General features: G+C 66.2%; 13 protein-coding genes and 1 tRNA gene. 4 read left to right on the forward strand and 10 right to left on the reverse strand.

Annotated elements, in window-relative coordinates:
• Positions 1-76: 76 nt before the first annotated feature.
• Positions 77-1054, forward strand: a complete 978-nt coding sequence (locus AB0O58_RS05450) for an NADPH:quinone oxidoreductase family protein (RefSeq protein WP_027495194.1) — start codon at positions 77-79, stop codon at positions 1052-1054.
• 21 nt (positions 1055-1075) lie between these two features.
• Here the strand turns inward: AB0O58_RS05450 and AB0O58_RS05455 are convergent, their stop codons facing one another.
• Together AB0O58_RS05455 and AB0O58_RS05460 are read right to left on the reverse strand one after the other, a co-directional pair.
• Positions 1076-2431 carry an AarF/UbiB family protein gene (locus tag AB0O58_RS05455; RefSeq protein ID WP_366237982.1) on the reverse strand — a complete coding sequence of 452 codons (1356 nt, stop codon included), beginning with the start codon at positions 2429-2431 and terminating at the stop codon, positions 1076-1078.
• Positions 2428-2991, reverse strand: coding sequence for a TetR/AcrR family transcriptional regulator (locus AB0O58_RS05460; protein WP_045841613.1), 564 nt, complete (start codon positions 2989-2991; stop codon positions 2428-2430). The genes AB0O58_RS05455 and AB0O58_RS05460 overlap by 4 nt, the downstream gene beginning before the upstream one ends.
• A 103-nt stretch (positions 2992-3094) precedes the next feature.
• Between AB0O58_RS05460 and AB0O58_RS05465 the strand changes: the two genes are divergently transcribed.
• The gene (locus tag AB0O58_RS05465) at positions 3095-3712 is read left to right on the forward strand and encodes a DUF998 domain-containing protein (RefSeq protein WP_366237983.1); all 618 of its coding nucleotides are present in this window, start codon (positions 3095-3097) and stop codon (positions 3710-3712) included.
• On the opposite strand, the gene AB0O58_RS05470 is transcribed toward AB0O58_RS05465, so the two are convergent.
• Positions 3695-4474, reverse strand: coding sequence for an enoyl-CoA hydratase/isomerase family protein (locus tag AB0O58_RS05470; RefSeq protein WP_045841615.1), 780 nt, complete (start codon positions 4472-4474; stop codon positions 3695-3697). The two genes, AB0O58_RS05465 and AB0O58_RS05470, sit on opposite strands and share 18 nt — an antisense overlap.
• A gap of 72 nt (positions 4475-4546) precedes the next feature.
• Between AB0O58_RS05470 and AB0O58_RS05475 the strand changes: the two genes are divergently transcribed.
• Positions 4547-4620, forward strand: a tRNA-Met gene (locus AB0O58_RS05475).
• Between the two features lie 72 nt (positions 4621-4692).
• Here the strand turns inward: AB0O58_RS05475 and AB0O58_RS05480 are convergent.
• The 5 genes from AB0O58_RS05480 to AB0O58_RS05500 form a co-directional block, all read right to left on the reverse strand.
• Positions 4693-5331, reverse strand: coding sequence for an LON peptidase substrate-binding domain-containing protein (locus AB0O58_RS05480; protein ID WP_366237984.1), 639 nt, complete (start codon positions 5329-5331; stop codon positions 4693-4695).
• Positions 5328-6257: an alpha/beta fold hydrolase gene (locus AB0O58_RS05485; RefSeq protein WP_027495200.1), complete on the reverse strand. Its 930-nt coding sequence runs from the start codon at positions 6255-6257 to the stop codon at positions 5328-5330. Before AB0O58_RS05485 ends, AB0O58_RS05480 begins: the two co-directional genes overlap by 4 nt.
• Before the next feature lie 111 nt (positions 6258-6368).
• Positions 6369-8969 carry an alpha/beta fold hydrolase gene (locus AB0O58_RS05490; RefSeq protein ID WP_231578228.1) on the reverse strand — a complete coding sequence of 867 codons (2601 nt, stop codon included), beginning with the start codon at positions 8967-8969 and terminating at the stop codon, positions 6369-6371.
• A 182-nt stretch (positions 8970-9151) separates the two neighbouring features.
• Positions 9152-11674, reverse strand: a complete 2523-nt coding sequence (locus tag AB0O58_RS05495; RefSeq protein ID WP_283542040.1) for an FtsX-like permease family protein — start codon at positions 11672-11674, stop codon at positions 9152-9154.
• 68 nt (positions 11675-11742) lie between these two features.
• Positions 11743-12477 carry an ABC transporter ATP-binding protein gene (locus AB0O58_RS05500; protein WP_032367760.1) on the reverse strand — a complete coding sequence of 245 codons (735 nt, stop codon included), beginning with the start codon at positions 12475-12477 and terminating at the stop codon, positions 11743-11745.
• A gap of 75 nt (positions 12478-12552) precedes the next feature.
• On the opposite strand from AB0O58_RS05500, the gene AB0O58_RS05505 reads away from it, so the two are divergent.
• Positions 12553-13317, forward strand: a complete 765-nt coding sequence (locus AB0O58_RS05505; protein ID WP_027495204.1) for a deoxyribonuclease IV — start codon at positions 12553-12555, stop codon at positions 13315-13317.
• A 12-nt stretch (positions 13318-13329) separates the two neighbouring features.
• Here the strand turns inward: AB0O58_RS05505 and AB0O58_RS05510 are convergent, their stop codons facing one another.
• Positions 13330-14025, reverse strand: coding sequence for a hypothetical protein (locus tag AB0O58_RS05510; RefSeq protein WP_155288737.1), 696 nt, complete (start codon positions 14023-14025; stop codon positions 13330-13332).
• Between the two features lie 56 nt (positions 14026-14081).
• Entirely contained in the window at positions 14082-14606 is a 525-nt protein-coding gene (locus AB0O58_RS05515; protein WP_045841731.1) for a DUF309 domain-containing protein, read from the reverse strand.
• Between the last annotated feature and the right edge of the window lie 31 nt (positions 14607-14637).

Genomic DNA, 14637 nt, shown 5'->3' on the forward strand with positions numbered 1-14637 from the left:
ATGCCGGTAGCGGCGGTGAGTACAGCAGTTTTGTACCGTGGCAGGCAGGGAACGATCCCGACCGAGAGGACACTTCATGCGCGCGGTACAGATCTCCAGTCTCGACGGACCCGATTCGGTGACCGTTGCCGATATCGACGAACCCACCGCGCGTGATGGGTCGGTGGTCATCGAGGTCAGGGCCGCGGGCGTCGCGTTTCCCGACGCGTTGCTCACCCGTGGGCTGTACCAGTACAAGCCCGAGTTGCCGTTCGTTCCGGGCAGCGAAATCGCCGGCATCGTGCGGTCGGCTCCGGCCGATTCCGGCTTCTCGGCCGGAGATCGCGTGGCAGCGTTGACGGGGCTCAGCGACGGTATGGCAGAAGTCGCCGTCGTCTCGCCCGACACAGTGTTCGCGTTGCCCGAGTCCGTGTCGCTCACTGCGGGCGCAGGCTTGCTGTTCAACGATCTGACGGTGCACTTCGCGTTGCGCGAGCGCGGCCGCTTGGCGCAGGGCGAGACGGTGTTGGTGCACGGCGCGGCGGGCGGGATCGGAACCTCCGCTCTGCGAATGGCTCCGGTGCTCGGGGCAGCACGGGTGATCGCAGTGGTGAGCTCGGAAGCAAAGGCAGACATCGCGCGAGCCGCCGGAGCCACCGACGTCGTACTGGTCGACGGCTGGAAGGACGCGGTCAAGGAGCTGACCGGCGGCCGTGGCGTCGACGTGGTCGTCGATCCGGTGGGCGGTGACCGATTCACCGACAGCATCCGTTCGCTCGCGCCGTCGGGCCGAATTCTGGTGTTGGGCTTCACCGGTGGCGAGATCCCGACCGTCAAGGTCAACCGGTTGCTGCTCAACAACGTCGATGTCGTCGGCGTCGGGTGGGGTGCGTGGTGGATGACGCGCCCCGGCTACCTGGCCACTCAGTGGGCCGAGATCGAGCCACTGCTCGCGGACGGTTCGCTCGTGGCTCCCGAGCCGTCCGTCTTCCCCGTCTCCGACGCGGCAGCAGCGATCGCCTCGCTCGAAAACCGAACGGCAGCAGGGAAAGTGGTACTCGACTTCAGTCTGTGATCGGGTGCGCGGGCTGCCGTATCACTCCGGCAGCTCGATGCCCCGTGCCTCGGACAGCGCTGCGATCTCGGCGGGAAAGACGTTCTTGAACACGAACGGGTCGGTGCCCAACGCCCAGTTCGGTGCGAGTTCGATGGCATACCTCTCGAAGTAGCCGAGCTGCTTGGCCACCAGGATCAGTTCCTCGGGGCTCGACGTCTTGTACTGCTTGCCCATGCCCACCAACGCCCGGATGAAGTCCGCCAGGCTGAAGTGGGCGAGGGTGGCCGAGAGCATCGGCGCGAACACCGACTGCAGAATCGCGCCGACTTCGGCGTCCGAACCCATCTGCGGGGCAACGATTCCCAGGCGTTTGACGGTACCGGCGAGGCGGGTGAAGTCGCCGTCGATCACCGTGGCGTGGAAGAGGTCGAGCAACAGCGCGCGCCACTGCTCGTCCACCTCGCCCATGACGCCGAAGTCCAGAAAAGCCACTCTGCCATCGTCGAGCACCCAGACGTTTCCCGCGTGCACGTCGCCGTGGAACAGGCCGTGCAGGACCAGGGCCTCCATCCAGACCTTGGCGGCACGGCGGACGATCAGCTCCGATTGCTCGCCGGGCCGGTACCGGTCCAGCGGCGAGCCGTGCATGCGTTCCATGCAGACCACGCGTCCACCGCAGTAGTCGAGAAACACTTCGGGTGCGGTGACGTGCGTGTTGTCGCCGAATGCCCCGATTGCGCTGCGAAAGCTGTGCTGGCGCTTGGCTTCCACTGCGCTGTCGAGTTCTGCGAACGTCGCGGCGTGCAGGTCGACGATGATGGCCGACGCGTTGGCCGTGGCGAAGAACGGAATGAACTTCTCGAGACCGCGCGCGATGAGATATGCGATTCGCAGGTCGATCTTCATGCGGTGGTAGATGCCTCGCCGCTGCACCTTCATGACCACTTCGCGGCCATCATCGCGGCGCACGCACAGGTGTACCTGGGCGACCGACGCCGACGAGAGCGGTACGTCGTCGAACGAGGAGAACAACTCGTCGACGCTCCGGCCCAGGTCTGCCTCGATCACCGCGCGGGCCTGTGACCCGGGAAACGGCGGCACCTCGTCCAGGCATCGCAGACAGGTGTCGGCGAGGACCTTGGGAAACAGTCCGGGCGACGAACCCATCAGTTGCCCCACCTTGACGAAGGTGGGGCCGAGCACGAAGAACGCGTCGACGACGGCCTTGGAGGCGTGAACCGGCCAGCCGCGCCGCGGCGCACGAACCCAGCGGCCGATGGCGATGAACTGAAAGTACGTCAGCACCGACCCGATCACGATGAGTCGCAACAACTCTCGTATCCCGAAGGTCTTCAGCTCGGGTGCCGGCTTGGGCGTCGTGTCGTCAGGTGTCATGCGTGCACTCCCGCCGACACGCGTGCGGCCGAGGCTTCGAGTCGGGCCAGCACCCGGTCGAATCGTGTGGCATCGTCGAAAGCCCTCGCCAGCACCAACGCCCCCTGGATTCCGGCGACGATCTCTTCGGCCAGCTCGGCCGCCGAGTCTCCGTGACCGAGCCGCTGCAGCACCGGAGTGAGTGCCTCGATCCACTGGGTGAAATGCGCGGCGACACGGCTGGAGAAGGTGGCACGCTCGAGCCCGAGCGTGAACGCGCCGAACAGGCACACCAGGCGATTGGACCGAAAATAGCGGGCGGTCTGCTCGAACATGTCGTGGGTCGTCGACGCCGCGTCGTCTCCGTGCCGCAGCGGCTCGAAGACGTTGTGGTGGAACCACAGCTCGACGTCGTCGAGGACTGCCTCGGCCATTTCCTGCTTTCCCCGCGGAAAGTAGTGGTAGAGACTGCCTTTGCCGAGTCCGGTGCATCTGCTGATGACCGCGAGGGACGACCCGTCGAACCCGTGGTCGCGGAACACTCCTGCGAGTATCGGCACCACGTCGTGGCGATCGCTCATGAGCCGGTACTGTACCAATCGGTACAAGCCCGGTGCATCGGGGTGGCCGGGAGTGGAGCCTGCGGAATGACCCATCGGGTATCGGGCAGTGAATACTGCAGTGGTGAAGCGATCGACAGTTCTGGCCGCCGCGGCGTTCGTCGTCGGTGGGTGTACCTACCTCGCTGCCGAAGCGATTTCGGCGCGCGGCTGGACCGACCGACCGTACAGCTACGCGCGCAACAACATCAGTGACCTCGGGATTCCGGATATCTCACCGTGGCACCCGGTGATGAACACCGGCTTTGTGGTCGACGGCACGCTGTTCGTTCTTGCCGGCCTCGGATTGTCGGTGTTGTTCGAGGGTCGAGCGCGCTGGATCGTGCTGGGCACGTCGGTCGTGCACGGCGTCGGCAGCATCGTGGTCGGGCTCGCGCATGCTTCGGTCGACGGAGCATCGACTCCGCATGCGGCGGGCGCGGGTATGGCGATCATCGGTGGAAACCTGGTGCTCCTGGCTGCAGGCCGGTACGGCGGACGCGTCGGCGCACCTCGGTGGTACGCAGCGGCCAGCGCCGTCGCCGGTGTCGTGGGGCTGGCCGGTTTCGCATTGTTTCTCGCCGATACCGGCATCCTCGGCGGTGGAGCGTTCGAGCGGATTTCCGTCTACACCATCATCGGATGGGAGATCGTCACCGGTGCAGCACTTCTCGCGCGGGCCCGGCTATCGAAAGCTCGGTGATTCCTTGGCGAGGAAGGCCCGTACGCCCTCTCGGCCGTCGGCCGACTCGAAGGCTTCCTCGAACACCGGCAGTGCGCGTCGTGCCGGTTCGTGTGGTGACTGCCCGAATGTGAGCGCGAGAGCTCGCTTGTTCGCGTGCACGGCCGAGCGGGACTTCGCGGCCAGCAGGTGTGCCAGGTCCAGTGCCATCGACAACGACCCACCGCGTGGAGCCACCCTGTTGATCAGACCCCATTCCAGAGCTGTCTCGGCAGAGATGGGCTCGCCGAGCAACACCAGTTCGGCTGCGCGCGACTGACCCACCCGCCGCAACGCACGCATGGTCCCGCCACTGCTGGGGACGAGCCCCAGATCGATCTCGGGCAAGCCGAGGCGGGCACCCGCGTCGGCAACCACGAGATCGCAGCACAGCGCCATCTCGAGCCCACCGCCCAGGGCGAACCCGTCGATCGCAGCGACCGTCGGGAGCGGTAGGTCGGCCAGTAATTCGAGGGTCGCGTTCTCGACATTGCTCTTGCGTTCGAGGACGTCGCCTGCCGCCTGCATCGCGGGCATTTCGGAGATGTCCGAACCGGCACTGAACACCCGGTCGCCGGTGAGCACGACGGCCCGGACGGAGGAGTTCTCGGCCAGCTCGCGAAGCATCGCCCGCAGACGTCGCGTCGCAGACTGGGTCAAGGCGTTCACCGGAGGGTTGCTCAGCGTGATCTGTGCGACCGTCTGGTGTGGAAAAGACAGGACGGGTGACGACTCGGTGGGCATGAAAGAACCGTAGAGCGTTGACCTGGCGATTGGGAGTCTGCCACGACGGCATGTACCGTGGGTATCACCCGACGCGGGGTGGAGCAGCTCGGTAGCTCGCTGGGCTCATAACCCAGAGGTCGCAGGTTCAAATCCTGTCCCCGCTACTACGAAGATCAGGTCCGGCACCGATGGTGCCGGGCCTGATTTCTTTTCTGGGTTCGCCGGACTGGCTCCGGTTAGGGCTGAAGTCTGAATTGCACGACGGCCGTGACGTTTTCGATCGCGTCGTCGAGTGCCTTCAAGCGCGACGGGGCGTCCGGTGCCGACAGGATGTCGAGTCGGTCGGACTGGCCCATCGGGATCAACGAGGCCAGTGACCAGATCTTCTCGGCGGCCGAAATCGGGAGGCTCAGAAAATCCGGAACGCCCGGCGTCACGATGTCCCCGGAGGATTCGAGCCGACCGATCAGCTCGTACATATCCTCGACCTTGGCCCAGGTGGCGGCGAATTGCGTGTCGGCGATGACGGCATCGACGTCTGCGTCGGGCCACGCGCGGACGTCGGCCAGTGGGTAGGGGTCGTCCGGGAGCCACGCGTCGATACGGATCCGTTCGCCGCCGACGCACTCGAGCAGATACCTGCCGTCTCCGATGGCCTCGTGACCGATGATGTGGGCGATCGTCGCCACATCGTGTCGGACGTCGCCACCGCCTGCTTCGTGCCCCCGGGCAATGAGAACGACGCCGAAACGGGGATCGTCCATCTTCAGACAGTCCTGTACCAGTGCCTGGTATCGCGGCTCGAAGATGTGCAACGGGAGACGTTCGCCCGGTAGCAACACGCTGCCGAGCGGGAACATCGGGATGACGCTCACGGGCGCTGGAGCGGCATGGCTGCCGGGGTGATCTCCGTCGGCGCGCTGTGGTCCGCGTCGCTCGAGTCGGTGTGGTTGGCGGCCAAGAACTCGTCCAGTAGCCGGAAGAAGAAGTCCGGCTCGTCGAGCTGCGGGAAGTGGCCGGCGTCGGGAAAGATCTCGACGCGACTGTTGGGTACCTCGCGTCGGATGTTGTCCGCATGCTTGGCGGGAATCATGCGGTCCTTGCCGCCCCAGATCAGCAGCGAGGGAATGGACTCGAACTTCTCGAAATGCTGCTTGGCGCTGACGGTTTGGCCGCGAGGACCCACGACGGCCCGCGTCGACGCCAGAAATGCCTCCCGCGTCGACCGGTCTGCGACCGATCGGAACGAGCGCCAGGTCTCGGCCATGCTGGGGCCGGGCTCTACCGGAACCCCCCACTTGCCCAGTCGAGCCAGCACTCCTTCGGTGTTCCTGCGGAACCAATCCGAGGCCAACATCGGAAGCACCAGTTCGCTGCCGGGTAGCGTCGCGGCCTTGAGTAGCAGGCTGACCTCCGGGCCGAGTCCACCGCTGCTGACCAGCACGAGGCGATCGACCCGTTCGGGAAAGAGGTACGTCATCTGCATGACGATGCCGCCGCCGAGCGAGTGGCCGACCAGTGGTGCCGAGTCGATGTTCAGGTACTCCATCAGGTCGCGGATGGTGGCCGCGTGCGAACTGAGCGAATAGTCGCCGGACGGTTTGTCGGAGTCACCGTGCCCGAACAGGTCGGGTGCGATCACCCGATACCGGTCCGACAGTCGCTCGATCTGCGGGCCCCAGGACTTGTGCGATCCGAGCAGCCCGTGGACGAGAATCACGGGCGGCCCGTCGCCGATATCGACGTACCGCAAGACGTCCTTGTGTAGTTCCACCGACTGCAGTTCGTACGATGCGCTCATGGTCGACCTCCCTGTCTCGGTTCGGGCCGGTGGCTCGGCTGATTAGCCGTCCGGCACAAACGTACAAGCTGTGCCGCCACCGCGACAGGCCGTCGCGGGTGATATTCCCAGTCAGCGCGCGTTGTCGACGGTGCCGTCGATGATGTCGGCCAGTTCCTTCGCCATCGGTCCGCGCAACATGTTCGCGTGGTGGCCGGTGATATCGACGAATGTCAGCTCGCCGTGAGCGACTGCTCGCCACGACCGGAGGTCCTTGACGTTCTCGGTGGTGCGAACCACAGTCATCGACCCCGACCACGGAGTCGGCACATGCTTGTTCAACGCCACGTACCCGATGCTGGCGAACACCAACCATTCCATCGTCGTCGGATACTGCAGCAGCCCAGCGAATTGCATACGCAGCCACAGCGCGGCCGTACCGACACGGCCCAGATGGAAGCCGGCGTCTTCTCTGGTCGGTGCGGGCGGCGCTGCCGGGACAGACGTACCCCCGGGAAGCCGGTCCAGGAGATGACGGAACAGCCGGGTGTCGAGAAGTAGCAGATGCGGGGTACCGACGCCGGAATCTCTGATCTCCTCTGCCATCGCGATGGCGATCCAGCCGCCGAGCGAGTGGCCGACAAGATGGAACGGGCCGTCGGGGGCCACCGTGCGGATCGCGTCGACATACCGTGCCGCAGTGGCTCTGATGGTCCGGTCCGGTCGCCCGCGTGTGCCTCGGCCGTGTGCCTGCAGGGCATAGACGGGACGGTCGGCGTCGAGGTGCTTGACCAGATCGAGAAACGCCATCGCGCCCACGCCGGCACCACCGATCAGGAAGATCGGAGCTCCGGTACCCCCGGTGCGCAGCGGGACCAGAACGTCGTGGACACCGGACGAGCGCCGACGTGCGGCGGCGGTGTCGCGAAGCCGAGCGTCGACGGTGGTCGCCAGCGTTCGCACGGTGGTCGACGCGAACACGTCCTGCGGATCGAGTTCGATCTTCAGGTTCTCGCGCAAGTGGGCGAGCATCGCCGTCATGGTCAGCGAGTTGCCACCGAGTTCGAGGAAATCCTCGTCCCGCCCGATGGCGTCCAGTCCGAGTGCAGTGCGAGCGGCCTCCGCGACTATGTATTCGGTGGGGCCGACCGCGGTGCGTTCGACGCGTCGGTCGGACGGCTCGGGCAGTGCTCTGCGGTCGATCTTGCCGCGTTCGTTGCGGGGCATGGCGTCGAGCGCAACGATGTGGGTGGGCACCATCCATTCCGGCAGGGTTCGGCGCAGGGCGGCCCTGATGTCGGCCTGGCTCGCCCGGACGGCCCGGTCGGAGCAGATGTACGCGACGAGGTCGGTATCGGCGCCGGATCTCCTACCGATCACCACGGCATCGTCGATGTTCGTCAGCGCGCGCAGTGCTGCCTCCACCTCGGCCGGTTCGACGAGGTAGCCGCGTACCTTGACTGCGTCGTCGATGCGCCCGGCGAGCTGCAATGTTCCGTCCTGATCGAACCGGCCCAGGTCGCCGGTGCGATAGCGGAACAGGCCGTCGCCGAGGGCAGCGAATTTCTCCGAGTCCACGCCGACATCCTCGAGATAGCCGTCGGCCAGGCACGCCGACGTGACGCGCACCTCGCCGATGACGTCGGGTTCGCACGGGGAGCCGTCGGCAGCAACGACCTCGACGAGCTTTCCTGCGACGGGAGTGCCCGCGGGCAGAAAGCCGGACGGTAGCGCACGGTCGAGGGGGTACTCGCTGAACGCGACGGCCCCGGCCTCGGTGGTCGCGTACCAATTGACGAGTGTGGCGCGGTTGTCGGAAGCCAGGCGGAAGCGGCGCGCGTCGTCGGCGTGCAGTGATTCCCCGTAGGTGGTGACGACGCGCAGCGTGGGTACGGTGACCTGGCCCGCGACGGCGCGCAGCAGCGACGACGAGCAGTGCAACGTGGTCAGCGAATGCTCCGATACCCACTCTGCGATGCTGCCGACCGTGCCGGATCGAGGGTCACGGCAATGAACGGTGGCACCGCTGAGCAGCCCGGCGAACAGAGTGTTCAGGCCCGCGCCGAAACTGACGGGAAGGGCATCGCCGACGCGATCGTGGGTGCCCAACCCCAGCGCGGTCGACACCTCGTACGCCTTGGTCAGGCACATGCGATGACTGAGTACGACGCCTTTGGGCGTACCGGTGGATCCGGACGTGTAGTTGATCACCGCGGTGTGGCCGCCCGAGACCGTCGGCAGCGGTACGCAGGAATCGACCGCTGCGTCGACGGTCGCCGAATCGAGGGTCGAGGCCTTGGCCTGTTCGACGATGCGGTCGCGGCGCTCGTGGGGGAGTTGCGGATCCAGCGGAACCAATGGATGGCCTGCGGCGATGACGGCCAGCATCAGCACGATCGAGTCGACCGACGCGTCCGCCTCGACGGCGACGGGCCGGTGATCGGACGGGCGCAGGGCAGCGATCTTGCGTGCCTGCGAATACACGCGATGCAGCAGCTCGTCGAAGGTCAGTGACGTCCCCGCCGCGTGCAACGCTGCAGCGTCCGGCATGGCGTGCGCTACCTCGCGGTAGCGAGCCATCAGCGTGTCGCGGCCGTCGGGACGACACAGCGGGGCGAGCGCGGATCGCGTCGGCACAGCTCGACTCGACACGGGTCCCGTCGGCTCAGATCGGGTCGACACGGATCCCGTCGGCACAGCTCGGGTCGGCGCGTAGGCGTCCTGAATCGTCATGATTCTCCTTGCACGAGCCCGACCCGCGAGGTAAAGGTTCGTTTGCGGTACACAAACCTACTTGAAGACTGTTTTACCACCCCTAAAGTAGACGCGGGCCGTCTTTCCGCGCAAGCCGAAAACCGGACATTTCGTAACGAACGGGTGTCGTTACGAAATGCCCGGTGTCGGGGCGACCCTGATCAGAGGTCGGCTATCGCCTCCAGCGGTTTGGTGCGCGCGGCCCGAACGGCAGGCCACAGAGCAGCCAGCACTCCGACGACCGCGGACCCGAGAAGCATCGCGACGACCTGCCCCCAGGGCACCGTCATGGCACCCAGGCCCTCGTCGCGCAGGGTCTGGACGAAGCCCCACCCGAAGGCGATGCCGAGGGCGACGCCGACGATGGCACCGAACAGGGCGATGAGCAGCGACTCGAGGTAGATGATGCGCCGCACCTGCGGTCGCTGCATTCCTATCGCCCTGAGCATGCCGATCTCGCGTCGACGTTCGACGACCGACAGCGCGAGGGTGTTGACGATGCCCAGCACCGCGATGACCACGGCCAGGGCGAGAAGTCCGTACAGCACCGCGAGCAGTGTGTCGATCTGCTGGCCTTGGCTGCCCTTGAACTCTTCGACGTCCTGTACCTGCACCACCACGGACGGTTTTGTCGCAGCCTCGAGGTCGGTGCGCAGCGTACCGAGGTCGGTTCCGGGCGCGGCTTTGACCAGGACCAGCAGATCCGACCGCGTGATGGACGGCGTGACCTTCTCGTAGATGTCGCCCGAGACGATCCAACTGCCGATCAGTGGGTTGTCGGTGAACACACCGGTGACGGTGACGGGAACCGAAGCTCCGTCGACGGAGTCGAACACGACCTGGGTGCCGATGTCCCAGCCCTTGGTGGACGCTTCGGTCTCGGACACCGAGAAGCCGTTGCTCTCGAGGTCTGCGGTGCCCCGAACCATGGACAGGTCGAGCAGCCCTTCCGGGGAGCCGTCGATGGCAGCGCCGAATTCTTCTTCTCCGGCGATCGTGACGAACACCGGATGCAGCACAGCGGTTCGTTCCACCCCGTCGACCTGTTGTGCGGCCGCCGTGGCTCCGGCCGGGACACCGATCGACTGTGGACCGGACAGGATGTAGTCGGCTTCGACGCCGGTGTCGACGAGTGAATCGACACTCGCCTTCGCCGTCGACCCGAGTACCCCGATGACGGTGACGAGCATGAGGCCGAGCATCAACGCGAATGCGGTGGCTGCCGTGCGGCGCGGATTGCGCACCGAGTTGGTTCTGGCCAAGCGACCGATCGCACCGAACGGCCGGGTGAGGACGGCCCCGAGCGCTCCCACGACGGGCCGAGACAATGACGGTGCGGCCAGGGCCGTGGCCACGATCGCCGCCACCGCGCCGACGCCGACGGTTGCTGCGGCAGCGCCGCCGGTCGACTGAGCGCCGATGACTATCGCTGCCGCTCCGGCAATACCCAGTCCGACGCCGATGAACGTCCGGGTTCGCAGGGTGTCGCCGGCGGACGCGAACTCCTCGCGCATTGCGGCCACCGGTGGAATCTTGGCTGCTCGCCGCGCCGGTGCGTAGGCGCTGAGGACGGTGACGATGATGCCCACCGCGAAAGCGACGACGACGGTGCGTGGTTCGAGGGCGAGAGGGCCCGACGGCAACCCGAGGTCGAAGGCATTGAGCAGAGCGCGCAATCCGTACGCCAGTCCGACGCCGCCGGCGAACCCCAGCACACTTCCGATGACGCCGACGACGACCGCTTCGAGTACGACCGAGCGACTGACCTGCCCACGGCTGGCTCCGATGGCGCGAAGCAGCGCCAGTTCGCGTACCCGCTGAGCGACGATCATCGAGAACGTGTTGTAGATGATGAACGTGCCGACGAGCAGTGCAATGGCACCGAACGCGAGCAGGAAGTACGTGATGAACGACAGTGCCGACTCGACCTCGGCCTTGGTTTCGGCCTGGACGTCGGCAGCGGTCTGCACTTTCAGATCCGGGAACGCGGCGGCGATCTCGTCCCTGAGGTCGCTCTGCGTCTTGCCCTGTGCGGCGAGATCGTTGCCCGCGACGTCGATGTACTGCACGTGCGCACCGTCGGTGAACAACTCGTTCGCCTGGCTCTGCACAAACTGAATCCCGATGAAACCACCGGATTCTGTTGCAGTGGAATAGATTCCGGAGATCGTGATGTCGGTGGTCCCCTTGGACGGCACGAGTACCTGGGTCGCGTCGCCCACCTTCAGGCCCGCTCGATCGGCACCGCCGGCGTTGATCGCGACCTGGCCGGGCGCGGTAGGGGCCGAGCCGGAGACGAATGTCGCCGGATCGCCGAGCCGCTGCTCGTCCGGCAGGTAGGACTCGCCGATCGTCGGTGCACCGCCGGATTGCACTGCGGCACCGTCTTTACCCAGCAGAACGAGTTGTCCTCCCACGTACGGGGAGACGGCACGCACGCCGGGAAGCGCCGAGATGGCGGCGATGTCCTCGTTGGGTACTCCGCTCGATCGCGCATCCTCGGGGGCGACTCGAACGTCGGCTCCCTGTGCGGTGTCGGCGAACAGTGACGAGAACGTGCGCTGCAGCGTGTCGGTGAAGACGAACGAGCCTGCGACGAAAGCGGTTCCGAGTACGACGGACAGAACTGTCAGTGCCAGCCGAACCTTGTGGGCGGCAAGGTTTCGCAGCGACACCTTACGCATGGGGTTGCCCGACGCGGCCCGCGTCGGGGCCTTGTCGGGATTCGATTTCTTGGCGACCGAGTGCGACATCAGTGGACCGTTTCCAGCTTCTTCATGCGCTCGAGGACGGCGTCGGCGGTGGGCGACGCCAGTTGATCGATGACAGCTCCGTCGGCCAGGAACACGACGCGGTCGGCGTAACTGGCCGCTCGTGGGTCGTGGGTGACGATGACGACGGTCTGATCGAATTCGTCTGCGGCCGTGCGCAGAATCGACAGCACCTCACCGGACGAACGAGAGTCCAGGTTGCCCGTCGGCTCGTCGCCGAACACGATGTCGGGTCGACCGGCCAGTGCACGAGCGCACGCCACGCGCTGTTGCTGCCCACCCGAGAGTTCGCTCGGGCGATGGCCCAGGCGGTCGCGCAGTCCCAGTCGGTCGACGACGGTATCGAGCCAGCCCTGATCCGGGGTGCGTCCGGCGATGTCGAGCGGCAGAGTGATGTTCTCGAGCGCGGTCAGGGTGGGCACCAAATTGAAGGCCTGGAACACGAAACCGATTCGGTCCCTTCGTAACCCGGTCATCTCCTTGTCGGACAGCGCCGTCAGCTCGGTGTCACCGATCGTGACCGTGCCCGAGGACGCGGTGTCCAACCCGGCCAGGCAATGCATCAGTGTGGATTTGCCCGAGCCGGACGGGCCCATGATGGCGGTGAATTCTCCGCGGGCGAACTCGACGTTCACCCCGGACAGTGCGTGCACCTGGGTGTCGCCAGAACCGTAGACCTTCGATACGTCGACCGCACGTGCGGCAATGTCGCTCATGGGTGCCAGTGTTTCAGTGTTCGGGCCCGGTCGCTATCAGGGGAGACCCTGAACTCGACCCCTATGATGGGCGTCATGCGCATCGGAGCACATGTCCGCGACAGCAGCGACCCTCTGGGCACGGCCGAGACGCTCGGCGTCGACCTGGTCCAGATGTTTCTGACGGATCCGCAGAAGTGGAACAAGCTCACCCCGCACCCCCAAGGTGAGGCTCTGTTGACCGGAGACGTCGATGTGGTGGTGCACTCGTCCTATGTTCTGAACGTGGCGAGCCTGAACAATCGCATCCGAATCCCGTCCCGCAAAGCGGTCGTCGAACAGGCCGCAGCAGCTGCCGAGATCGGTGCGATCGGTTTGGTGGTGCACGGCGGTCACGTCCGAGAGGGCGAGGACACCGCCAAGGGAATCGACAACTGGCGCAAGCTGTTCGAGCGTCAGGCCGAGCAGGGTGGTTTCGGCGTACCGATCTTCGTCGAGAACACTGCCGGCGGTGACTCGGCGATGGCGAGGCGCTTCGACGACATCGCGCGGTTGTGGGACGCCATCGGGGAGTTCGGTGCCGGTTTCTGTCTCGACACCTGTCATGCGTGGGCCGGCGGCGAAGACCTGATCGACGTGGTCGATCGCATCAAGGCGATCACCGGACGAATCGACCTGGTGCATCTGAACAATTCGCGCGACGAGTTCGACTCTGCCCGCGACCGGCACGCGAACCTGGGCACCGGAACGATCGACGCGGACATTCTGACGGCCGTCGCGCTCGCCGCCGATGCACCGGTGATCCTCGAAACCCCGGCAGAGGGAATCGACGACGACGTGAGGCTGCTGAAAAGCCTGTAGCGAATCCGGCGGTTACGAGGGCGCTGCCGTCAGCTCGGTGGTCGCTGCGGCCCACAGCCGGACCAGTTCGTCCATTCCCTCGATGCCGGTGGACCAGGTGATTCGGGCCGACACGAGCCCTGATTCCGTCTCGCCGATCGCGATGTCGATGGCGTAGCCGCTGGGCTCGCCATGGCCGGCGTCGGCTTCGGATACATCGTGGCGGAACAGAATCTGCGCTCCCGGGCGGCAGGCCAGCGCCGGGTAGTTCCGGGTCAGCGGGTAGTCGCGGCCACCGTGAGGTGCCGAGTCCAGCCGTCTGCAGACGTCGTCGACGAGGTACGAGGCGCGGGCGGATTCGGTGAGGGCGTCGACCGGAACGGCGGGGAGCCGGACGGGATGGACGAATCCGGTGTCGTCGACGTCGATATCGACCAGGACGCCCGACGACGAGCCGCGGCGGTTGTCTCGCTGCCACGTGGACACCGCAGATCCGAGCGCGGCGAGCAGCCGAGCGTCGAGCCGGTGCGTGTTCGTGGGAACGGGCAGCGTGACCGTGGTGCGCTCACGGAGCGGAGACGGCGTGACCTGCAGCGGACGTTCGGCCGGGGTCAGGACAGCGACCCAATAGGGAACCTGTTCGGCGACCTCGGTGCAGAAGGTACGTCCGAGCTGAGCTGGGCTGATCGTCTCGCGATGGGCGAGTTTCAGCGGTGCGAACACGGTCACGCCGAGGAACCCCACTTCCGGTGAAGATTGTCCTAGCCTTACCTAATTCCCTCAGGCTAGCTCGAGTCCGGCCGGTGTGCCAGGACGCCCCCGTCCGATCCCGATTCCACCGCCCGGCGCAGTGCGGGAACGCCTGGTGAGGTCGGTAGCGTTCCCGTCTCCAGGTCCTCGAGCAGGTCCTCGGACCAGCCGAGCAGACCCGTCACGTCGATCCGGTGCGGGGGCTCGACCTCGTAACCGATCAGGCGGTCGTGTCCTTGGCGGAGCAACGAAGCGGCACCTACGCGGTTTCCTCGCATCAGGTGCGTCAATCCGACGGCCAGTTGCGCGAGGCCCTGCCAAAGCTCGCGTTCGTCCGGGACGCAGCTCTTCCACGTGCCCTCGAGTACCTCGTGGGCGTGAAACGGCATACGTGCGTCCAGGAATCGCTGCGCTTCGGTGAGGGCGGCGTCCGGTGGAAGACGGAGATCGTCGGGAACCCGGGGTGTTCCGGTACCGCCGCGGGCCAGCGGGCGGCCGAGGCCGTCGCGCGGCCGGGCGTTGAGGGGCTTGCCCTGCGGGTCGCGCTCGCGTTCGGCCATGGCGGTCACCCTAGTGGGGTGACCGCCATGG

This window comes from Rhodococcus sp. NPDC080181, assembly GCF_040702225.1.
Taxonomy (GTDB): domain Bacteria; phylum Actinomycetota; class Actinomycetes; order Mycobacteriales; family Mycobacteriaceae; genus Rhodococcoides; species Rhodococcoides fascians.